The organism is Haloarcula sp. Atlit-120R (assembly GCF_003665885.1).
In the GTDB taxonomy this organism is placed as follows: domain Archaea; phylum Halobacteriota; class Halobacteria; order Halobacteriales; family Haloarculaceae; genus Haloarcula; species Haloarcula taiwanensis.
Genome location: NZ_QPLN01000009.1, coordinates 1 through 21,170, shown reverse-complemented (window position 1 = coordinate 21,170; position 21,170 = coordinate 1). Strand labels below are relative to the sequence as shown.

The following is a 21,170-nucleotide window of genomic DNA, read 5'->3' as shown; positions in this document are numbered from 1 at the left end:
TCCACCGGAGGCATCCCCACCGGACCCAGCAGTCTAGGCCTGGTGGGCCATAATAAGCATGCTGACAACGAGACAGAGCCCCCACAGCAGCGTCGACATTCCCACGATTGCGATGTCCGTCGCGGTGACCACCCAAATCGCCGTCGGGAGGAGCCACTGACCCACGAGATACAGCCCAGTAGTAGCCTGACGTGCTCGACCGACCACGTTCAGAGCGTCTACTTGCGATCCGACGACGATCGCAAGGATCGATAACATACCTATGTGAGCGTGACCGACGGTCAGCCACCCCACGTTGCCGTATATGACTATTATATCGACGCGATGTTCTCGTGTTCGAACCGGCCGGCGATGGACGGACGAATCTCACGTTCTGCTACAGCGAAGAGGCCGTCGAAAACCCCGACTACCGCGGGGAACAATCACCGAAACTTTCCGAGCCGGAAGCCGTCGCGCTGACGCAAGCGCTCGCCGAAACCATTGCTGACGCGGCCCAGACGTATCTTGATACCATCCGGGAGTACGATCCCGATGCTGATTCTTAGTATGTCGAACCACTGTTAGATGAGTTACGTGAGAGACTCGGCGGCACCGAGAAGTAGCTGATCGGTCCCCTCTTTTGACGAATTTCGCAACTGATTGCCCGCCCGCCAGCGGACGACTCAGAAGTTGCGCGAGATGGACTCGGATACCTGGAAGTGAATCAACGACAACGGTGCCAAATTCACGTCGAAGACTACTCGCGCCATCCGGACAACCGGCGAAACGGGCCCCAAAGCGCTCGAATCGCTCGGAATCAACGTCAACGGTAGGGCCGCACTGCTGCAACTCTCCGAGGCGACTACGACCGTGCGAACGTCGATTCAGGTCTAGAAACGCGGCGTTCTCTCTGATACTGCACTTCGACTCCTACAAACAGCTTGACCGGGCTGTCCGGAAAGTCGACGAGCTTGACGCCAGCATCGTCGGTCTCAGCGATACTCTTCAACGTCTACGACGCGCTTGGTCTCTTCGTGCGTGAGATCACTGTCACCGGAGACCACAGGTGCATCAAGTTCTCGGCCCACAGCGGCGATGAGACCGTCCATCCCCGCGAGGAACGGGCCTTGCGGTCCTACCTCGCTAGCGATTTCGCCAGCTATCTCGGCTGTCTCCGCGTCGGTCTCGTAAACTTCACCCCACGACAGGTCAGCTTTTACCGTTGCTACATCGCCGTCCGGGGCATTCCCCTCTCCGACAAGGACCTCGGCGTATGCTGGAGCCGGGATAATGAACCGTTCATCGTCATGGGCTAGTAGATACTCAGCGGTGGCGTCGACACCGTTGAGATAGTCGATGAGAAATGTCGCGTCGAGTACTTTCATTCGTCATCCGCCAGCCGACGCATCCGGTCTTTCGACTTCTGCTTGGACTTCTCACGTGTCTCTCGGGCCCGGTCAGCCTGTTCGTCTGACCACCGGCCGAACCCAGCCATGAGGTCGCGGTCGTCCTCAAGCATCCGCTGCAACACATCGTTATAGCTCTCGCCCTCCCGGCGGCGGCGGTCAAGCTCTCGCTTCACCGTGTCGCTAACTCGAATCTGCTCATCTGCGGTCGCCATTGGTACGTTGACGTTCGCGTTGACAGGCATTAATACTTGTGTGGCAAACGATGGAATCCCGCCGGGAACAGCTGCTGCTAACCTGAAAAACTCAACACGCACGCTTACTGAGCGGTCATTTCAATCGCTGTCATGAGCAAAGAAACCGTTCTACAGCGGCTACGACGAGTCGTACAGGTCCTCGACTTCCTGTCGGTAGTAGTTCTGACTGGGGTCTGGAACGGGATCAGCCTCCTCTATGTCCTTCGCGATGCTGCTGGTGAACTGCTTGGGCGGCTTCCAACTGTCATCAATTTCGCGGGCCTCCAACTGTCTCATGACCGCATACTGACCGTCAGCGATGACGTACAAAGCACGAATCCCCGGCTTCTCACTCAGTGGACCTCTGAGTAGCTTCCCTGTTCGTGTATTGACCAGCCACTCAAGTAAGAGTCCAGCCTGACACTGGATTGCATACAGTTGCACCTCATCTTCCTCGGGAGATTCTGTGCGACTGTTGTCGGCGCACGACTGGGGCAGCGACCGATTCTCAGTTGCATCTTTCCAGCGCCACTTCAACTTTTTCGCCCGGTGTTACCTCGTCGGTATCCACTACTCATTGTTGGATTCTCTCAGCCACTAGAGAAACAGGCCTTGTTGAAACGCTTGTTTGATGACATGCTCTACCAGCATTGAAAAGAACTACATCCGCGGATTCAGCGTGGCTCTCCGACCTAACGGGGGAAACCGCTACATTATCCCCACGCGAATACTATGGTATGAGCGTAATCCTGGAGTTCTCGCTCCCGGCCACGGACTTCCAGCTCGGCGACGTGCTGTCGGGGCCACCGGATATGCAGATCGAACTCGAACGCATCGTCCCGACCGGGGACATAATCATGCCCTTCGTGTGGGCGACCGGGAAGAGCCAGGCGGAATTTGCAGCGATGGTCCGCTCTCACGCAACCGTCAGAGAGTTCCTCGAACTCGACACCGTCGGCGAAAGTACACTGTACCGAATCGAGTGGAAGGAACCACCAATCGACCTGATTGAAGGGATTTCCAGAGCGGATGCGGTCGTCCTCGAAGCACGGGGGGCCGACGACTGGTCGTTCCGGTTGCGTTTTCCCGACCACGAGAAGCTCTCGGCGTTCCACAACTACGTCATCGAGCACGACATCCCCGTCCACATTGACCGGACCTACACCTTGAGTGAGACGACCGAACACGGCCACCGGTTCGACCTCTCACAGGAACAACGCGAGGCACTCATGCTCGCCCTCCGGGAGGGGTACTTTGAGACGCCGAGCGAAGCGAGCCTTGACGACCTAGCGGACGAACTCGGTATCACCCGACAGGCACTCTCGAATCGGATCCGCCGCGCCAACCAGAAAGTCCTCACCGAAGTCCTCCTGTCCTCGGCGACGAGATACGAGTAGCACCTCTGAAAAAAAATTGACTAGTCAATGAACACGTCCATCGCGCCGGAGCCCGTATGCATATCTATGAGCAGTGGGCCACCCTCCGATCGAGTGTTCGAGGCGCTCGCAAACCCGTATCGGAGACAGTTGTTGCTCCCCATGTTCGAGTCAAATCCGCAGGATGACGACGATCTCGATCCCTTACGCCTCCTGAAGGAGGGACAAACGACCGACGACCTTGACGTCACTCAACTCAACTTAGAACACGTCCACCTGCCCAAACTTGCCGACATGGGATTTATCGAGTGGGACCGCGAGTCGGGAGACCTCTCGAAAGGGCCGAATTGGGAAGAGATCGCGCCACTCCTCCAGTTGATGGACGACCATCGGGATGAACTACCGGACGAGTGGCTGTCGGATCCACCATCCGATGAGTGACCGACTCCCGGCCTTCGAGATGGACCCGCTGGTCGAACAACGGGTGGGGCGCGACCGGTCGCTCAGTACGGCCGTGGTCGAACTCGTCGCATCTGTCTCGAACACACGGATAGAGACCCTGCCACCACTCTATGACGCAGTCGATCCTGACCTCCTTGATGGTGCCTTCGCTCGGTCCGGGACCGGACTGATCGCCTTCCCATACAACGGGCATATCGTGAGTGTCTCGGGCGATCGGACCGTCGCTGTCTACGAGGGGTGACTGACCAGTGTGTATCCATTGACTGTGCTGTGCTCTCCGACGAAACGATTCCCGGACGTGTCGCCGGATTACCCAAGTGCTGTTTCAATGTTGTGAACGACACACTTGATGACGAGTTCACGGAACTGCTTCCACCACCGGCGCGACCGGACGAATGCGCCGAATTTCTGTTTGATCGCCGCGTTAACTGTCTCGTTCATATTCCGTCGATGGTAGAGATCGCTGTCAAGCCGTTTATTCCACGCCTTGTGGAGAGGTGTGAACTCACGGTGTTTGATCAACGGGCGAATATCGAGGTCATGGGCGAGTTGTCGGAGTTTCTGGTCGTCGTATCCCTTGTCGCCGGTCAAGACTGCGATAGAACCTGCGTTCCGTTTCACTACTTGCGGCGCAATCTGCGTATCGTGCTTTCGCGTTGTCGTCACGTGAACATCGAGAATGGCGTTGGTCGCTGTATCGACCAACAGTGTCGTCTTCAACTGCTGGATAGTGAGATTCGTTCGCTTCGTGTAGTGAGTTGATGCATGCGCCCGCTCAAAGCCGGATGCATCGATACCGGTGACACCGTTCAGCGGCACGTCCGCGAGCGAGACGTTCAGTAACACCCGCCAGACGGCCATCTCCAAGCGGCCGAACGCCTTACAAAGCGTCGAGGGGGCAGGAATCGATTCGAGATCGAGGGCGGCACGAATGCGAGGCATCTCGATGAGCTCATCTACGAGATCCCGGTATGTTGTCGTCTTTTTCACTTTCAGACAGAGCAGAACGACGTGTTGGCGGAGCGTGAAGCGTTTCCGCGAATAGCGGGACGAGAACCGTGGCACAGCACGGCGAGCCAACACGACAGCACGTTCAACGAATCGAAGGAGGCGTGACTTCGGGAAAGAGTCCATCGCTCTTCCGCTACTCACTCATTTTGTTTCTCAACGAGGGTTTCAACAGGGCCATCGCGAACATATCTTGTTGCACGCAAGATAGCGTCGGCGTAGGGTTACTAATCCACAATTTCACGCCGCTAAAGACGGCTTTTTCGACCTCAGAAGATACAGCAGCCGCCACTCACAATATCTGCTGAAAAGTCAAAAATATTTCATTTGACTCCATTGTTTCGGTGGCGACGTCGATTCCTCTCCTAGATACGTCCGGAGAAGGGAGTCAGGCGGCGGCGCTCACGCATCCGGTACTCTTGTTTCCACCGGCACAGCGAGCTATAGTGCGGTGTCTCCTCAGAGCCGAACACAGCGGGAATACCGGGCATCTCGTTGAGATTGGCTTCCGTCTCACGGAGACTCTTCTCCAGTTCGACACGGTACAATCAACGCGATCTGTACCCACTCGGCGTACCCGTCCGCGCTATCCGGGACCGACTTGACGGAGCCGATTGCTCCTACGGCCGACGATGACTAAGCAGGTCCGAACAGGTGGCATCTGGAACCGCCGTAGATTAGCCCTTTTCCAGATGCCATTACGGTTACACTCTGTGCAGTTAGATACTGGGATACAAAATTGAGAGGGGCAAATATAGATTCCGTATTTCAGGAAAAGTACAAAACACGAAAATACACGCACATATATGCCGTAGTAAAAATAAGAACGCATAGACGGCCCGCTTTCTCATAGATTTATTACCATATGCCGACTTTCTGGTACTGAATCTCGACGCTCGGTTAATCTCTCTGATAGAAGGGACTAACGCGGTGTGAGATCGACACGGTCTGCGAACAACTCGTTTGATTGGAGCGCGTCAGCGTGGTTGCAGACGACGTGCCGGATGATCACTTCATCGATTCCGACACGATCAGACAGTTGTTCAGGAAAGTCATTGAGTGTGTCCGGACTGTCGGAAATCGCCTGCGGCCACTCTCCGGCATCTAGTGTGGCGGGCGTCGGTTCGGGCACGGCCCCAAGCTCGTCGGTAGCCTCCTCAACCGATGGAGGCGTGCCAACGACCACTCGCTCCATCCGCTCGAACGACGCGTTGGTCACGGCTCGGAGCCGCGCCGATTCGTCGTCGGTTTCACCACAAACCGCATTCACTGCGACATTCTTGATAGCTTGTTGATACCGCCGTACAACTCCGACGATTCGAAGTGATCCCGGTACTTCTTGAACAAACGGGAGCCAGATCCGTTGAATGTACGTGGCGAAACAGTAGCGCAGGCCGAGTTCGCAAGACAGTGCGGCGCTCAACTGACTTGGCCCAAGACCTCACGGAACGTGTATGTCTGAATTTGACTGGTGGATCTCGAGGTCACTGTAGGCATGACTGTTCGGGTAGCTATCGTAAAGGTGCGAAACGACAGCCTCGATTTTTTTCGGCGTGGTCCTCGTCGGGGTTCTGGGCGCGACGGTCTGTCCCGAGTGCCCGGTCGACGGCCGGAGAGCCGTTGGCCCGCCCGAGTTCCGCATCGATCCGTCAGGGGGCAAGGCCATCGAGGGAGCCGAATAGCTCCGCGATTTTGAACGGACTGTAGTGATTGAGCAGAGCCGCCCCCGAACCGAGACGAATCGAGTCGGTTTCATCGGTGAGGTTGCCAAGCAGTACCTCGGGGGTTGTTCTGCGATCTTATTCCCCATGCTATGGTGTTATGCCATTCAGAACTAGAAATAGTCGAGGCGTTCGGCCTGATAGGCAGCATCGATGGTGTTCGCATGCGCACCAGTCGCAGTTCCGTAATCCGGGAACGGAGAGATAAATTGAGAGATCCATTTCCAGTCACAACAACTGTAGAATTGTACTATATTCAGGATACCTTATTTTGAGATGGTGACGGTCTTAGTACAGTGCGTAGCTTGGAACGTACCTGTTCAGGCACCTACCAAAGCCCTCCAAAACCCAAATTGATCGCACTCAAGCGGCCTCTGGCCATACTTCGATATAGTTAACCGTCTCAGCGGTTGCTTCAGAGTTTCGTCAGATGTCGTGCATACACCGGGTCTGCCAAAATCACTCCCAGTATTCAGTGATGGTCTGCTATCCATCATACTATACTTGCTTTGTGACAATCTTCTCAATGCAGTGCTGGTTACGAATCAAGTGATATCATACCTTTGACGACAGTTGGTTCCATCGCTCGGCGGAACGCAGCGTCGATGTCTTCGAGTTCGGATTGGAAGTCGATTATGCCCTCGACGTCGGCTTCGCCGTCGGCCAACAGGTCGACAGCCGCGTCGTAGGTGTTCTTGTACCGGAACGAGCCGTGGACATCGACTTCGTTGTCGATGAGTTCCAGCACGTCGATGGGGACCTCCGCTTCGCTGGCCAGGCCAACCAGGACGACAGTGCCGCCCCGACGGACCACGTCAATCGTCGACTTGATCGACGGCTCCGCGCCGGAGGCTTCGACGACCACATCAGCACCGACGCCGTCCGTGTACTCGGCGACCGCCGCATCGAGGTCCGTTTCGGCAACGTTGACTGCCAAGTCCGCGCCACGCTTTTTGGCGAACGCCAGCTTTTCGTCGACAACATCGGTTAGTATTACGTCCGTCGCGCCCGCGGCGCGCGCGGCCTCTAGCACCATCAGCCCGATAGGACCGGCTCCGGTTATCAGCACCGTATCGCCGGTTCCGACGCTGCCGCGGCGGCAGGCGTGGATTCCGACCGAAAGCGGCTCGCACAGCGCCCCCTCTGCGGTGGAGACGGACTCCGGTAGCGTGTAGGCGAAGTCGGCCGGCCACGAGACGTACTCCGTGAACGCGCCGTCGTGTGGCGGTGTCGCCATGAACCGAACGGATTCACAGAGGTGATAGTCGCCGCGCTTGCAGTGGGCACAGCGCCGGCATGGAACGCCGGGTTCGAGCGCGACGCGGTCGCCCGGTTCGTGGTCGGTTACGTTCTCGCCGACCTCGACGACTTCGCCAGCGCTCTCGTGTCCGAGGACGAGCGGGTCCTCGACGACGTAGTCGCCAATACGACCGTGTTCGTAGTAGTGGACGTCGGAGCCACAGATGCCCACGTCGCGCACGGCAACGAGTACGTCATCGGGCCCGGGCGACGGTCTGGGACGGTCCTCCAGCTCGAACTCAGTCGGTTCTACCAGTACAGCAGTTCGCATACCTGTTGGCACGGAACAGAGCCATAAAAATACACAGGGTGGGCCGCCACGTGCGGTTGCCGTGTCCAGTTACCACTCCGCGACACTCCCGTCCTCATGATGCCAGACCGGGTTGTACCAGTTGACCTCTGTCTGTGCCAGCTCGCGGATGTAGGCCTCGTCGATGTCGATACCGAGTCCGGGGCCGGTCGGTCGTTTGACGTACCCATCTTCGAACTGGAACGTCTCCGGGTCCTCCAGAATCTTGAGTCGCTGGCTCGACGTCGGGTCGTGCAAGTCGAGGTCCTGTTCATGCAACACGACATTCTGGGCGCAAAACCCGACCTGCAGGCTCGCCGCGAACGCGATGGGGCCGAGCGGGCAGTGTGGAACGACGGACACATCGAACGCTTCCGCCATCGACGCGACCTTTCGCATTTCGCTGATACCACCGACATGGGTCACGTCGGGCTGGAGTATCGACACCGCGTCATCGACGAGGAGGCGCTTGAAGTCGTAGCGCGAATAGAACCGTTCGCCAGTCGCTATCGGGACAGTCGTCCGCTCGGCGATACTGGCAAACGATTCGTCGTGTTCGGGGAGCAGCGGCTGGTCGATAAACATCAGATCGAACTGTTCGAGTCGCTCGACAAGATCCGCAGCCATCGGTTTCGAGACGCGGCCGTGGAAGTCGACGCCGACGAGGGCATCGCCACCGACGGCGTCACGGATTGCGGCCACGCGCTCGACCGCATGATCGACGGCATTCGGCGTCTCAATCGGCCGAAACTCGCGGGCGAAATTGAACTTGAACGCCCTGTAGCCGCGTTCCCTGTCCTCTCTTGCGGCGACAGCCACGTCTTCGGGGTCGTCGCCACCGAGCCACTGGTAGACGAGTAGCTTATCACGGACGTGCCCGCCGAGTAGTTCGTGCACTGGTGCACCGTAGTGCCGCCCCTTGATGTCCCAGAGCGCGTGGTCGATGCCCGCGAGCGCGCTCATGAGTATCGGCCCGCCGCGGAAGTACCCGCTCTGATAGAGCTTCCGCCAGTGATACTCGGTTCGAAGCGGGTCGGCCCCAAGGAGATACGCCTCGATAAGCTCGGTAACAGCGGCACGGACTGTCTCCAACCGGCCCTGAACGATGGGCTCGCCCCAGCCGACGATCCCCTCGTCAGTCTCCAGTTTTAGAAGCAACCACCGCGGCGGCACGGCGAACAGTTCGAAGTCGGTGATTTGCATAGCTATGTTATCTGCGAGGGAGTACTTGTAATGACTGGCTGCCGATACCAGCCGCCAGGGCGTATGACAGAGCTAGGCGTACATTTATGCTGGAGGCTGCCGGAGCACCAAGCGTACGCATGAGTGTACTTGACAGTTTCTCCCTCGACGGAGAGACAGCTATCGTCACCGGTGCCGCGCAGGGCCTCGGGAAACAGATGGCGACCGGTCTCACCGAGATGGGGGCCGACGTGGCTATCGCGGACGTGAACATCGAGAAGGCGGAACGGACGGCCTCAGAACTCGACGGTCAAACAGATGTCATCGCGACGGAGGTCGACGTGACGGACGAGGCCTCGGTCGAGGCGATGGTCGAAGACGTGACTGACCGCCTCGGACCGATCGACGTACTGGTCAACAACGCCGGAATCGTCGAGAACTCCCCTGCGGAGGAGACGAGCATCGAGTCATGGCGGCGGGTCGTGTCGGTCAACCTCGACGGCGTCTTCCTCTGTGCCAAACACGTCGGCCAGCAGATGCTCGAACGGGGCGAGGGGAGTATCGTCAACGTCTCCTCGATGTCAGGCTTCGACGTGAACGTCCCACAGAAACAGGCCAGCTACAACACGACGAAAGCCGGCGTCAGGATGCTGACCCAGTCACTGGCGGTCGAGTGGGGCGAGCAGGGCGTCCGCGTCAACGCTATTGCGCCCGGCTACATGCGGACCGAACTCGTCGACGAAGTGCTCGAAGAGAGCCCCGAGATGGAGGAGACATGGCTCGAAAACACGCCGATGGGCCGACTCGGCCGGCCTGAGGAACTGAAAGAACTCGTCGTCTACCTCGCGTCGGACGCGTCGTCGTACATGACGGGGTCGACCGTCGTGATGGACGGTGGCTACACCTCGCGGTGAAAGCGTCAGACTTCGGACAGCGAGTCGTCGGTCAGTGCAGCCAACCGATCTTTTGCGTCGGCCCACTCGCCAGTGGTACCCGGTTCGTATGTCGTCGTCTCGAACGCCGACTCGACCAACTGCCGCCCGGTTTCGATGTCAGAAACCGTTCCGGCGGCGACGGCCTGTGTGAGGACGTTTCCGACAGCCGTCGCCTCGACTGGCCCAGTCGACACTGGGCGGTCGGTGGCGTCGGCCAGTAACTGACAGAACAGTTCGTTCCGGACGCCGCCGCCACCGAGAACAATGCGCGATGGTGGATCATCGATGACTGCCGCGAGCGCGTCGAGTTCCAGCGCCGTTTTCGCCGCCAGGCTGTCGAGGAGACAGCGGACGATACCGCCCTGCCCTGTCGGAACGGGCTGGTCCGTTCGGCGACAGTAGGCCCGAATCTGGTCGGGCATCGGCTCGTCGATGCCGAACGCGTCGGCGTCCGTGTCGACGAGTGCGGTCCGTGGCGGGGCCTTCTCGGCGGCCGACAGCAGGTCGCCGTAGTCGACTGACTTCCCGGCCTCGCGCCACGCTTCGCGGCACTCTTCGAGCATAAAGAAGCCGTTGATGTTCTTCAGGAGCCGGACGGACCCGTCGACGCCGAGTTCGTTCGAGACGGCCTGTTCGAAGGCGGCGTCCGTCCGCACCGGGCCGTCGCGCTCGACGCCGAGGACGAACCACGACCCGGTGTTGAGGAACGCGGCGTCCTCGACGAGCGGGAGGCCGCCGACAGCCGCCGCCGTGTCGTGGCTCGCCGGAGTCACGATCTCCGGTGTGGAAGACAACCCCGAGACGACGTCGTCATCGACCGCCCCGAGACATTGTCCGGGTTCGGACAGGTCCGGGAGCAGGTCCGTTGGAACCGACAACTCGTCGAGCAGGTCGATGGCCCACGTTCGTTCCTCGGGGTCGACCATCTGCGTGGTCGAGGCAATCGTCACCTCGCCCACCGGCACCCCTCCAATCCGTGTTGACAGAAGCTGTGGCATCATGAGCAGGCCGTCGCTTTCTTCGAGGCGTTCGGGCTCCCGCTTGGCGATGGTATGGAGCTGCCACAGCGTGTTCGGCGTGTTCCAGTTCGTGATGCCGGTCGCGTCGAACAGCCGCCGCTTGCCGACGGCCTCGAACACTTGCTCGCGCGTGGCCGTTGACTCGGGGTCGCGGTATGATACCGGGTCCCGGAGCAGTTCGCCGTCGGCAAGGAGTCCGAAGTCGAGCCCCCAGGTGTCGATACCGACCGTGTCGAGGCCGTCGGCGCGGTCGTCGGCAGCCCGGAGCCCGTCGCCGATGTGGTCGACCAGCGTGTCGACGTCCCAGACGTAGCGGCCGTCCCGCTCGACGGGTCGGTTGTCGAACCGGTGGACCTCCTGTACCGCGAACGAGGACTCGGTCACCTCGCCGAGGAACACCGTCCCGCCGCTCGCGCCGATGTCGATTGCGACGTGGTTCATGGGATGCTTTCAGGTGTGGTTCGCACGGGTGGTCACTGTCCGTAGCTGTCGAGCTTGTCGGCCAGCCGGTCGATCTCCTCGTCCGGGAGGATCTCCGGCTCGCCGATGGCCCGGGCCTGATGGTGGATGCGGGCGCAGTACTCGACCATCAGCGCGACCGTGTAGGCGTCGTCCAGCGACTCGCCGGCGGTCAGCACGCCGTGGTTGCGCAACAGCGTGGCGTTGAACGACTCGCCCAGCGCGTCGACGGCCGCTTCGCCGAGTTCTTCGGTCGCGTGTGTCCGGTATTCGGCGACGGGGACCTCTGTCCCGGTAAACGAGAGGAGGTAGTGCGAGGCCGGTATCGACTCGCCAAGCGAGGCGAAGGTCGTCGCGTACGGCGAGTGGGTGTGGACGACGCCGCCGACCGCCGGTCGCTCGCGGTAGACGGCCAGGTGCATCGGTAGCTCCGTCGACGGGTCGACGTCGCCCTCGACGACAGTGCCGTCCGTGTGTACGATCGGAACGTCTTCCGGTTCGATCTCTCCATAGGGGATTCCCGACGGGCTGATCGCGATGTGATTCTCGTCGAGCCGGGCGCTGAGATTTCCGCCAGTCCCGGTTGTCAGGTCGTCGTCGAGCAGGCTCCGGCCGTACTCGCAGATAGCGTTACGCGTCTCGTAGTGTGAAATGTCTTGAGCTGTCATGTGTCGTGTGTCGATAACTGTCGGTCGGTTGGGGCGAGTGGGATGATGACGGCGGGTATTGCCGTCACTCGGCGGGTTTCATCTGCTCTTCGAGCGCCATCTCCGCGTCGTCACCGAGTTGGCGCTGGTGGATCGTCTCGCCGCTGGCGGCGTCGAACAGGTGGACATCTCCGTCGGGAATCTCGACGTAGACGTGCTGGCCCTCGCTGATTGGCCGCTGACCGTCCGTCTCGACGATGAACGTCTGTTCATGACTCTGTGCCCGCGCCTGTAGGTAGACGTAGGAGATGCTCCCCATCGGTTCGACGACGTCGACGACGGCCTCGAACTCGTGGCCCGAGTTCGCTCGGTCGTGAAGCGCCATGTCTTCTGGCCGGATTCCGAGGACGAGGTTGTTGCGGCTCCCGACCGAGGACTGCATCCTCTCGGTCAGGTCGAAGTCGAAGCCGTCCGCGCGGAGCGTTCCGCCTTCGACCGTGCCTTCGAAGAAGTTCATCGACGGCGAGCCGAGGAAGCCGGCGACGAACTGGTTGGCTGGGCGGTAGAAACACTCCAGCGGCGTCCCGACCTGCTGGAGTTCACCGTAGTTGAGGACGACGAGTCGGTCGCCCATCGTCATCGCTTCCGTCTGGTCGTGGGTGACGTACAGCGTCGTCACGTCGAGGTCGTTCTGGAGTCGGTTGATCTCGGTGCGCATCTCCGCCCGGAGCTTCGCGTCCAAGTTCGACAGCGGCTCGTCCATCAGGAACACGTTCGGGTCGCGGACGATTGCGCGACCGAGCGCGACACGCTGTTGTTGTCCCCCGGAGAGTTCGCCGGGCCTATCGTCCAACAGCATATCGATATCCATCATCTCGGCGGCGGACGTGACGGCTTCCTCGATCTCGTCGGCGGACATATCCGTCGACATCTTCAGCCCGAAGGACATATTCTCCTCGACCGTCATGTTGGGGTACAACGCGTAGTTCTGGAACACCATCGCGATGTCCCGGGCGCGCGGGCCGAGCTGATTGACGAGGTCGTCGCCGATGTGAATGTCGCCTTCCGTTTGCGTCTCCAGCCCTGCGACGATGCGCATTAGTGTTGACTTCCCGCTCCCGGACGGACCGACGAAGACGATGAACTCGCCATCGCGGATGTCCAGCGAGACGTCGTCGACGGCGACGATTGACTCATCTCCTTCACCGAATCGCTTCGTAACGTCGTCGATTGTGATCTTTGCCATTATTTTGCCTCCGATGTGCGGCTAGTTGAAGCTACCGCCGCCGCAGGGGCGTCGTTTGCGGGCGATGCCCTTCGTGGTGTGGACAGCGTGGTCATTCTTTGATCACCACACCGAAGCTGAGGCCGGCTGCGAGGTACTTGTTGACCGCGATAAGGAAGATGACGACCGGGACGATCATCGCCGTCGAGGCGGCCGCGAGCATCCCCCACTCGATGGAGCGGGAGCCGATGAACGAGTAGACGAACAGCGTCACTGGCACGGCCTCGAAGCTCGTCAGCACGAGCCCGAACAGCAGCTCAATCCACGCGAAGATGAAGCTGATGATGGCCACCGAGAAGATGCCCGGCTTGGCCGCCGGCAGGACGACCTTCCTGAAACCCTGGAACTGGGTCGCGCCGTCAACTCGGGCCGCCTCCTCCAAGGTCTCGGGGATGCCGTCGAAGAACGCCTTCATCACCCAGACGACCAGCGAGAGGTTGATGCTGACGTACATCAGCACCATCCCGATGCGCGTGTCGAACAGATTGAGCTCCCGGAAGATGATGAAGAACGGGAGCACGACGGCGATGGGCGGGAGCATCCGCGAAGAGAGTATCCACACGAGCACGTCCCGCTCCATCGGGATGTCGTACCGCGAGAGGACGTACGCGGCGGGCACGCCGATAAGCAAGACGAGGACGACCGACGCCGACACCATCACGAGGCTGTTGGCAAAGGCCGCGACGAACCCCGAGTCCTGAATCAGCTGGATGTAGTTGTACACCGTCGGCAGGAATATCCAGTCAGGCGGCAGCGAGTTCGCTGTGCCCGGCGGCTTCAGCGACATCGAGGCGAGCCAGTACAGCGGGAACAGCACGATGAACGACCACGTCAGCAGAATCGTGTGTCGAACGACCGTGACCAGCGTCTCCCGGGTGTCCTTGTCGAGTCGCTGTGAAGCGGTGGGGGAATCGCCGTCAGTCGTCGCCATCAGTCCCACACCCCCTCGAAGCCGACCTTCGCGATGATGACGTTACACAGCGCGACGACGAGGACGAGGTAGACGATGGCTATCGCCGCGGCCACGTTAATCTGGTTGTTGATGAACATCTGCTCGTAGATGTTGATGCTTACGAGTTGGGTCGCCGTCCCCGGGCCGCCGCCCGTGAGGCCGTACACCACGCCGAAGGTACGGAACAGGTCGATAAGCCGGATGAGCGTCGCGACGAAGACGACGGGCTTCATGTAGGGGATTATGACGTGGACGTAGCGCCGCCACATCGGCGCGCCGTCGACCCGCGAGGCCTCGATGAGCGTCTTCGGCACCGACGAGAGGCCGGCGTAGAAGATGATGAACATGAACGGCGTCCAGTTCCACGCGTCAAGAAGGATCACCGTTAGCAGCGGGACATCAGAGAGGAAGTTCGGTGCTGCGAACGGGGTTCCGGTGTTTATCACGTATGGAATGATGCCGATTTCGCTGTTCAGCATGATCCGGCCGATGGTCGCAAGCGAGACGGGGGCGACGGCCATCGGAATGATGAACAACACCCGATAGAACGACTTCGCCCGGTTGGAACCGACACCGGCGACGAGCGCGGCGAGGAGGAACCCGAGCGCGGTTTCAAGGAGCAGTGCACAGGTGACGACGGTAATCGTGATGACGAACGAGTGAATCGCGCCGCCGCGGGTAAACGCCGTCTCGAAGTTTCGCAGTCCGACGAACTCGGCCGAAAACACGTCGAGTGCCGGCTCCGCGATGAGGCTGAGATACAGGTCGTAGGCACCGGGGAAGAAGGTGATCATCACCATCACCACGACCATCGGTGCCATGAACCAGTACGGGAGGTAGTCGTTCCACAGGTCCCGTAGCCTGGCGAAGGTCGATTGTGGTGTCGTTTCCGTTTGCGTTGGTGTACTCATTTGTGGGGTTTATTTTGGCGCAGGTGTGGCTTAGAGTTAATTGCTGTAGATGTCTTCCGCGATGGACGCCGCCTGAGTCATCGCTTCCTCAGCGGACTTCTGGCCGGCTATTGCGCGCTGCAGTTCCTCGGAGTAGCGCTGGCCCCACTGCGGGTACTTCCGGTCGAAGGGGTCCGGCGCCGCTTCCTGCAGGGATTCGAGCGTGACCTGCGCGAAGTTCTCGCCCACGCGCGAGCGGAACTCGTCGTTCTCCCAGACGGATTGTCGGACGGAGAACGCGGCGTCGCCCTCGACGTGCATCCAGGTGTTGGTCGGCTGTGAGGACGCCCACACCATGAACAGGAACGCCTGCTCGGAGTTCTGTGCGTTCTTGGACGTGGAGATCTGCCAGTTGAATGCGTTGGGCGAGAACTGGCCGTCAGCCGGGCTGGGAGCCTTCGCGATACCGATGCTGTCAGCGACCGAGGAGTCAGAGCCGGTGAGTCCGGGCCAGAACAGGTTTGCGTCGGCGACGATGTGGCCGGCGCGGCCCTCCTGCATCGTCGAGAGCACGTCCGACCACGTCTGTGTCGACGCGCCCTCCGGGCCGTAGTCTTGGAGCAGGCTGACGTACCACTCGGCGGCGTCGATGACGCCGTCGGAGTCGAGGCCGGAGTCTGTCGGGAACTCGGTCCACAGCGAGGTGCCGAACTCTCGCAGGAACGTGTTCAGGATGTAGATGTTCATCCCGTAGCCCTTGTCGCCGCGGCCGACGGTGCCGACGACGTCCGACTCGTTTTCGTGGATGGTCTGGGCGTTCTGTCGGAACTGTTCGAGCGTCTCCGCGACCTCCAAGTCGTGCTTGTCGTAGAGGTCTTTGCGGTAGAACTGCGTCTGGACTTCGACGGTAATCGGCATTCCCGTCCATGTGTCGCTGTAGCCACCACCATGGGCCTGCCACCGCGACGCCTCGAAGAGGTCGTCAGGCTCGTACCAGTCCTCGTCGAAGAGGCTGCCGTCGTCAAAGAACGGGTCGAGCGGCTGGATCCAGCCTTCTTCACGAAACTGGTTGACGACCTGGTCCATGTAGAAAACGTCGAACTGCCCGGCACCGGTACTGACGTCAGTCTGGCGCTTGGTCCGGAACTGCTGCTCCGGTAAGACGTTCCAGACGACATCGATTCCAGTCAGTTCCTCGAAGACCGGGACCGCGGGTTTGATGGCCGAAACCCAGGGGTGCTGGACGGCCCCGATGTTGATCGAGGACCCCTCGAACTGTCGCCAGTCGATATCGGCGTCCTCGTACTCGCTGAGCGGAATCGCGAGATCACCGTCGCTTCCGTCGGTGTTGGTTCCGCCATCGCTGCCATCACTACCCCCACTTGACCCATCACTTCCACTCCCATCTGAGCCATCGCCGCCCCGTGTACAGCCAGCGAGACCGCTGAGTAGTCCGACACCTGTCGCTTTCAGAAACGTCCGCCTGTTGGAATTGGTCATGCCAGTTTGCCTCGTCACTATCGAATTACCGATCCATAATAAAGGTAATCATCTGTAAGGTAGAATACCCCTCTCACTGGGGGAGATCCGACGGTATGCAGTACTGGGACGCCACTATCTACGAATTCATCCGTCGCCCGATTAGGGGAGACCGTGGCAAGATTTTAATACGCGGTCCGAAAACTACGATAGTACGGATTGAGGCTAAGTCCGCTGTGTGCGTCCAGCTTAGCTGGACCAGTGACAACGGGCTACGGCCCAGACGACTCATGACCCGACCAACACCAACTCACGACCGAGGTACTGCTGTAGTGACGACCGCGACTCGACCGATGGAGGGGAACTGATGCGGGCCAGCACGTTGACCAATGTCGGCGAAATTACGGTCGAAGAGCGTGACCGACCGGACCCTGCGGATGACGAGGTTCTCGTTCAGGTCGGCGCCTGTAGCGTCTGCATGACCGACTATCACATGTACCACGGTACCTTCGCCGCCGAGACTCCGCTGGTCTTGGGGCACGAAGGTGCCGGGACTGTTGCGGAAGTCGGTGCCGACGTTGAGGGCTTCGAGGTCGGAGATCGCGTCGCAATCAACCCCACTGTCCCCTGTAACGCCTGTTCGTACTGCAAGAAGGGGGAGACGCACCTCTGTAAGAACAACACGAGCATCGGCGGTGCCGGTGACACCATCCTCGACGGTGCCTTCGCTGAATACGTCCGTGTCCCGGCGATCAACGTCGAAGACATCGGCGACATGTCATTCGAACGGGCCGCACTCGCCGAACCGCTCGCCTGCTGTGTCCACGGCGTCGAGCAGACAGACATCAAACCTGGAGACAGTGTCGGTATTATCGGCGCTGGCCCGATTGGCCTGCTGCTCCTACAAGCGTTCCGCAACGCTGGCGCTGCCCCGATTGTGGTCTCCGAACTCGATGACGAACGACGAGAGCTGGCTGCCGACCTCGGCGCAGATGCCGTCGTCGACCCCAACGAAGAGGATCCCGAGGAAGCGCTCCCTGCGGCGGCCGGCGGACCGGTCGACGTCGGCGCCGAGGCTATCGGGCTCGTTCCGACAATCAAGCAGGCCAACGCTGTGACTGCGTCCGGTGGCTCGACACTCATCTTCGGCGTCCCTGATCAGGAGGAGACGATGGAAATCAGTCCGTTCGATGTCTTCTTCGACGAAGTCGACTACCGCGGCTCGTTCTCCCTGACGACCGAGGACTTCGAGCGAGCGATAACACTGCTCAGACACAACCGCATCGACGCCGAGACTCTCATCACTGAACGTATCGGGCTTGACGACCTCCCGACAGCGTTTGAACGGATGGGCAACGCCGAGGGGTTGAAGAAAGTAGTCATTCCAGGGGACTCCGAGTGAGCGAGTACGACCTCCTCGATACTGCGTCTGGAAACGCGGTCGTAGTGGCGCTTGACAACCGTATCGGTATTGGAGCGATCGACGGTTCGAAGACTCTCAGGCCACGCTTGATGCGGTGCTTGCAGGCGAACCGGACGGCGTGCTCGTCGGGCCGTACTTCGCCGAGCAGTTCGCCAACACGCTTGCCGCTTCGTCGACAGAGAGCCTCGTGACTGCGGATTTCCTGTCCCCCTCGAGTCGGCCTGGCGAGGATATCGGTCGCTGGGTGCTTCGCTGAATCGTTCACGACGTTGATGCTCCTGAAATGGTCTGGCCGGCCTGAAGCAGGCGTTTTCTACACGCTGGTGAAGTAGCTGCGATCTGAACATATCCGTTCTGTAGAGAAGAACGTATAAATTTCGGCATTTTGGCATCGTAGCAATCTAATCAATTCCAATAAATAATGCAGAATTCTCTGCGGTACTGGCTCACATGATTAAAGTTGTTCTGCTCTAGTGAACAGGCTTTTTACACCGTGAGTCGAAATGATGTCCAATGACTGACGAACCACAATATGCGGTCGAAGCAACCCAGACATCCGTGGCGATTCTCGAAGCACTTGTCGACGCGACAGAACCTGTCGGCGTCACAGAGCTTGGCAATACCGTCGGGGTTTCCAAGAGCGTCGTCCACAACCATCTTTCTACGTTACGTGCGGCCGGATACGTGGTCAAGCGCGGGGCGAAGTATGAGGCGTCGCTCCGTCCACTGGCTCTCGGTGAGCGAACGCGTGAGGGACTTCGTTTCTATCAGGCGGCGAAGCAACAACTGGACAATCTCGCAGCGGCAACAGGGGAAACAACCATGGTGTTCGTCCTCGAAGAAACGGCCGGTGTCCCGGTGTCAATCTCCGAACCTGAGGGCGGTTGGTCAGTCCCGTTTCGCCCGGGCGAACGATTACCACTTCACGTCAACGCCATGGGTAAAGCATTGCTGGCGTCGCTCCCGAGTGATCGCGTCGAATCGGTTCTCGATGAAACGGATCTTGTTGCACCGACTGACGCAACTATCGTGGATCCAGATGAACTCACCAAGGAACTGCGACGAATCCGCGACGACGGAATCGCGTTCTGCAGGGGAGAACAGTATGAGGGAATCGTCGGTGTTGCTGCCCCGCTCCCTGATGTCGGTGCCAACCGGATCGCTGCGCTGGGGATCGCTGGCCCTGCTGAACGCCTGAACGGCCGATACCTGAGAGAAGATATCACTGGGCAAGTCCTCAGCACGACGAAATCCATTCAGATCGACCTCACACCAAACTGAAGGTCATAGAAATAACAGACGTACTACTGTTATATTATATGTTCAACGACAACCATTCAATTGGTGCAATTGAGTACTGTGTCCAATGCGCCGTTTAATCCTACCACCTCTCTCCAGAACCATTTGAACAGTACGGGAGATTTTATTTCAAATGTTATCAAACTAATATCACCAATAGTGACCATGATTATTATATTATAACGATTGCAAGAGCAGACACCGAATTGACGGGAAAGATGGCGCACGGCTGTGGGATATCTGCATATCAGGTCTACCGATTGGGCCCCAGCAGCAGAGACGTTCAGTTTCCATGTGTTCACAACCGTGAGTAGTGTTTACCCAGATCGGAAGCAACCTCCCACACCGTAGTGGCAGGACAGCTTGCTCGTCTGCCTCGCTACTTCGAAATAAAGCACTGTTCTGGGGTGTTATTGCTGTAGATCATATCATGTTCTTTAGAGAAGAACTAATCATTCAGAAAGCCATGCGGGTATCAGGCGACATCTATACTGGGCTTAGAAATTGCGAGTGGCTTCCAAATGTCTCGCTATCGTCAACAATAAATGCATAAATCGGCAAAACAATTCCATCTTATCCAATATTAGGGTTAGATATAGCAATCATCCGCTATTTACCGATAAATGCTGGATATAGAGATATTTTGGCCCATTATGAGGATATGTGTACCAATTCTCGTCGCTACCTGCTCGCAGTTGTGTGCAACAGTCGGGGCGCACTGGTGGTCCAGATTCTTAGCCATCAGTATGAGTTCGACAGCTTAGTTCCAAGAAGCCCACTACCAAGCATACATCTGAAGCCACACTGGGGGCTGTTGGCTTTTAGAAGAAGGTCGGCTCTACTTCAGCATGATATAACCCGGTTTCAGACAGAGCATAACGTGTAGTAGAACTCCAATTCTCATTGCAGTTGTCACACAGGACAGTGAGCAATCAGCAGCAGCCCGCGAGCTACTGAATACCACTGAGAACCTCCATGTCTCCGTTCTCAATTTGATGGAACTGCGTAGTGTTCTCAGTAAGAAAAAGCAATTCGAGCGCGATCGGGTTGACCAGATTGAAGCCCGAATCACCTCACGGACGACAGTCACGTTTCCCGACGCATCGGATATGCTAGCTGCAAACCAACTCCAGTCTGACACCCTCCTGTACCCAATGGACGCACTTGTTCTGACAGCAGCTGACGCAATCGAGGGAACGTTGGTTTCGTTTGATAGAGAACTTGTCGAACAGGGGGCAGTACGACCAGAGGAAGTACTTGAAGAGTCGTCTTAGCCTGCTGGGACTGACTGTACACGCTTTATGCAGATACTGACATCGCCAACCGCTTACTCACAGTGCCGATTTCGCGACTACCCAATTGGAGGGCTTCCGACCGTAGGCACTGGACAGTCGTCTGTGAATGAGGAGGGGCAGGCCGAGAGAGTTGGCGACCAGTCACGGGGCCACTCTCAGGACTGCAGGTCAGTGGTGAGATTACCCAGTCACACCTGTTGTGACCACTGGAATCGCTGTGGTCGCTCCGTTCGTGTTACGACCACTCACTACACTCCTGAAAACAGGGGGTCGCTCCCGGTTCCTGCAGCTAGCAGGCAGCGGCGTCGGCGGCGGCAGGGCACGTGCCACCGCGTCCGACAGCGTCGGTTCAGTGGCGATTGTCGTTCTATTCGGTGCGTGTCACAGGGTTAGGGCGATGACTCCACCACAACGGGTGTGACGCCACCCGTCGCGGCTTTGTGGTCGCTGTTCTCCAGCAGATCGAGACCGACGTAGCGTTTCTCCAGCAGTCCTTCGGCGGTTGCCATATCCATCGCGAGGAGCTCGG

The 21,170-nt window shown here is 59.0% G+C and carries 22 protein-coding genes and 2 pseudogenes; 9 read left to right on the top strand and 15 right to left on the bottom strand.

Features of this window, described 5'->3' with window-relative positions; all coding sequences use genetic code 11:
- Positions 1-33: 33 nt before the first annotated feature.
- Positions 34-258 carry a hypothetical protein gene (locus tag DVK01_RS19735; RefSeq protein ID WP_101352141.1) on the bottom strand — a complete coding sequence of 75 codons (225 nt, stop codon included), beginning with the start codon at positions 256-258 and terminating at the stop codon, positions 34-36.
- 74 nt (positions 259-332) lie between these two features.
- Here DVK01_RS19735 and DVK01_RS19730 point away from each other — a divergent pair, with 74 nt between their 5' ends.
- Positions 333-545: a hypothetical protein gene (locus tag DVK01_RS19730; protein ID WP_121538473.1), complete on the top strand. Its 213-nt coding sequence runs from the start codon at positions 333-335 to the stop codon at positions 543-545.
- A gap of 426 nt (positions 546-971) precedes the next feature.
- Here the strand turns inward: DVK01_RS19730 and DVK01_RS19725 are convergent, their stop codons facing one another.
- From DVK01_RS19725 to DVK01_RS22665, 3 genes are all read right to left on the bottom strand, one after another.
- Positions 972-1,364: a PIN domain-containing protein gene (locus DVK01_RS19725; RefSeq protein ID WP_121538471.1), complete on the bottom strand. Its 393-nt coding sequence runs from the start codon at positions 1,362-1,364 to the stop codon at positions 972-974.
- The gene (locus tag DVK01_RS19720) at positions 1,361-1,600 is read right to left on the bottom strand and encodes an antitoxin VapB family protein (protein WP_101352139.1); all 240 of its coding nucleotides are present in this window, start codon (positions 1,598-1,600) and stop codon (positions 1,361-1,363) included. Before DVK01_RS19720 ends, DVK01_RS19725 begins: the two co-directional genes overlap by 4 nt.
- Before the next feature lie 159 nt (positions 1,601-1,759).
- Positions 1,760-1,918 carry a hypothetical protein gene (locus DVK01_RS22665; protein WP_233562820.1) on the bottom strand — a complete coding sequence of 53 codons (159 nt, stop codon included), beginning with the start codon at positions 1,916-1,918 and terminating at the stop codon, positions 1,760-1,762.
- A gap of 440 nt (positions 1,919-2,358) precedes the next feature.
- Between DVK01_RS22665 and DVK01_RS19710 the strand changes: the two genes are divergently transcribed.
- The 3 genes from DVK01_RS19710 (at position 2,359) to DVK01_RS19700 (ending at position 3,700) form a co-directional block, all read left to right on the top strand.
- On the top strand, positions 2,359-3,018 hold the full coding sequence (locus tag DVK01_RS19710; protein WP_121538467.1) for a helix-turn-helix domain-containing protein: 660 nt from the start codon (positions 2,359-2,361) through the stop codon (positions 3,016-3,018).
- Positions 3,019-3,084: 66 nt separating this feature from the next.
- Positions 3,085-3,438: a helix-turn-helix transcriptional regulator gene (locus DVK01_RS22660; RefSeq protein ID WP_121538545.1), complete on the top strand. Its 354-nt coding sequence runs from the start codon at positions 3,085-3,087 to the stop codon at positions 3,436-3,438.
- Entirely contained in the window at positions 3,431-3,700 is a 270-nt protein-coding gene (locus tag DVK01_RS19700; protein ID WP_199722393.1) for a HalOD1 output domain-containing protein, read from the top strand. Before DVK01_RS22660 ends, DVK01_RS19700 begins: the two co-directional genes overlap by 8 nt.
- Positions 3,701-3,768: 68 nt before the next feature.
- Here the strand turns inward: DVK01_RS19700 and DVK01_RS19695 are convergent, their stop codons facing one another.
- The 5 genes and pseudogenes from DVK01_RS19695 to dgoD all read right to left on the bottom strand — a co-directional run bounded on the left by DVK01_RS19695 (position 3,769) and on the right by dgoD (position 8,979).
- A complete protein-coding gene (locus tag DVK01_RS19695) occupies positions 3,769-4,593 on the bottom strand; it encodes an IS5 family transposase (protein ID WP_121538465.1) in 825 nt (274 codons plus the stop codon).
- Positions 4,594-4,856: 263 nt separating this feature from the next.
- Positions 4,857-5,082 (bottom strand): annotated as a pseudogene (locus DVK01_RS19690) (IS5/IS1182 family transposase); the annotation flags it as partial.
- Positions 5,083-5,389: 307 nt separating this feature from the next.
- Positions 5,390-6,406 (bottom strand): annotated as a pseudogene (locus tag DVK01_RS19685) (MsnO8 family LLM class oxidoreductase).
- A gap of 320 nt (positions 6,407-6,726) precedes the next feature.
- A complete protein-coding gene (locus DVK01_RS19680) occupies positions 6,727-7,758 on the bottom strand; it encodes an NAD(P)-dependent alcohol dehydrogenase (protein ID WP_121538463.1) in 1,032 nt (343 codons plus the stop codon).
- A gap of 69 nt (positions 7,759-7,827) precedes the next feature.
- A complete protein-coding gene (gene dgoD, locus DVK01_RS19675) occupies positions 7,828-8,979 on the bottom strand; it encodes a galactonate dehydratase (RefSeq protein WP_121538461.1) in 1,152 nt (383 codons plus the stop codon).
- Positions 8,980-9,098: 119 nt separating this feature from the next.
- On the opposite strand from dgoD, the gene DVK01_RS19670 reads away from it, so the two are divergent.
- The gene (locus tag DVK01_RS19670; RefSeq protein ID WP_121538459.1) at positions 9,099-9,872 is read left to right on the top strand and encodes an SDR family NAD(P)-dependent oxidoreductase; all 774 of its coding nucleotides are present in this window, start codon (positions 9,099-9,101) and stop codon (positions 9,870-9,872) included.
- A gap of 5 nt (positions 9,873-9,877) precedes the next feature.
- Here the strand turns inward: DVK01_RS19670 and DVK01_RS19665 are convergent, their stop codons facing one another.
- The 6 genes from DVK01_RS19665 to DVK01_RS19640 form a co-directional block, all read right to left on the bottom strand.
- Positions 9,878-11,353, bottom strand: coding sequence for a rhamnulokinase family protein (locus DVK01_RS19665; RefSeq protein ID WP_101351959.1), 1,476 nt, complete (start codon positions 11,351-11,353; stop codon positions 9,878-9,880).
- Positions 11,354-11,385: 32 nt separating this feature from the next.
- Positions 11,386-12,039 carry a class II aldolase/adducin family protein gene (locus tag DVK01_RS19660; RefSeq protein WP_121538457.1) on the bottom strand — a complete coding sequence of 218 codons (654 nt, stop codon included), beginning with the start codon at positions 12,037-12,039 and terminating at the stop codon, positions 11,386-11,388.
- Positions 12,040-12,103: 64 nt separating this feature from the next.
- Positions 12,104-13,264, bottom strand: a complete 1,161-nt coding sequence (locus DVK01_RS19655; RefSeq protein WP_101351961.1) for an ABC transporter ATP-binding protein — start codon at positions 13,262-13,264, stop codon at positions 12,104-12,106.
- 91 nt (positions 13,265-13,355) lie between these two features.
- Positions 13,356-14,234 (bottom strand): carbohydrate ABC transporter permease, encoded by an 879-nt coding sequence (locus DVK01_RS19650; protein WP_007190033.1) that lies wholly within the window; start codon positions 14,232-14,234, stop codon positions 13,356-13,358.
- Positions 14,234-15,166 (bottom strand): carbohydrate ABC transporter permease, encoded by a 933-nt coding sequence (locus tag DVK01_RS19645; protein WP_007190034.1) that lies wholly within the window; start codon positions 15,164-15,166, stop codon positions 14,234-14,236. The genes DVK01_RS19650 and DVK01_RS19645 overlap by 1 nt, the downstream gene beginning before the upstream one ends.
- Before the next feature lie 36 nt (positions 15,167-15,202).
- Entirely contained in the window at positions 15,203-16,645 is a 1,443-nt protein-coding gene (locus tag DVK01_RS19640; RefSeq protein ID WP_007190035.1) for an extracellular solute-binding protein, read from the bottom strand.
- 346 nt (positions 16,646-16,991) lie between these two features.
- On the opposite strand from DVK01_RS19640, the gene DVK01_RS19635 reads away from it, so the two are divergent.
- The 4 genes from DVK01_RS19635 (at position 16,992) to DVK01_RS19625 (ending at position 20,620) form a co-directional block, all read left to right on the top strand.
- A complete protein-coding gene (locus tag DVK01_RS19635; protein ID WP_121513604.1) occupies positions 16,992-18,026 on the top strand; it encodes a galactitol-1-phosphate 5-dehydrogenase in 1,035 nt (344 codons plus the stop codon).
- A gap of 115 nt (positions 18,027-18,141) precedes the next feature.
- Entirely contained in the window at positions 18,142-18,303 is a 162-nt protein-coding gene (locus DVK01_RS21935; RefSeq protein WP_157829453.1) for a hypothetical protein, read from the top strand.
- Positions 18,304-18,560: 257 nt separating this feature from the next.
- Positions 18,561-19,328, top strand: coding sequence for an IclR family transcriptional regulator (locus DVK01_RS19630; protein ID WP_121538455.1), 768 nt, complete (start codon positions 18,561-18,563; stop codon positions 19,326-19,328).
- Positions 19,329-20,221: 893 nt separating this feature from the next.
- On the top strand, positions 20,222-20,620 hold the full coding sequence (locus tag DVK01_RS19625; protein ID WP_049944728.1) for a PIN domain-containing protein: 399 nt from the start codon (positions 20,222-20,224) through the stop codon (positions 20,618-20,620).
- The last annotated feature ends 550 nt before the right edge of the window (positions 20,621-21,170 follow it).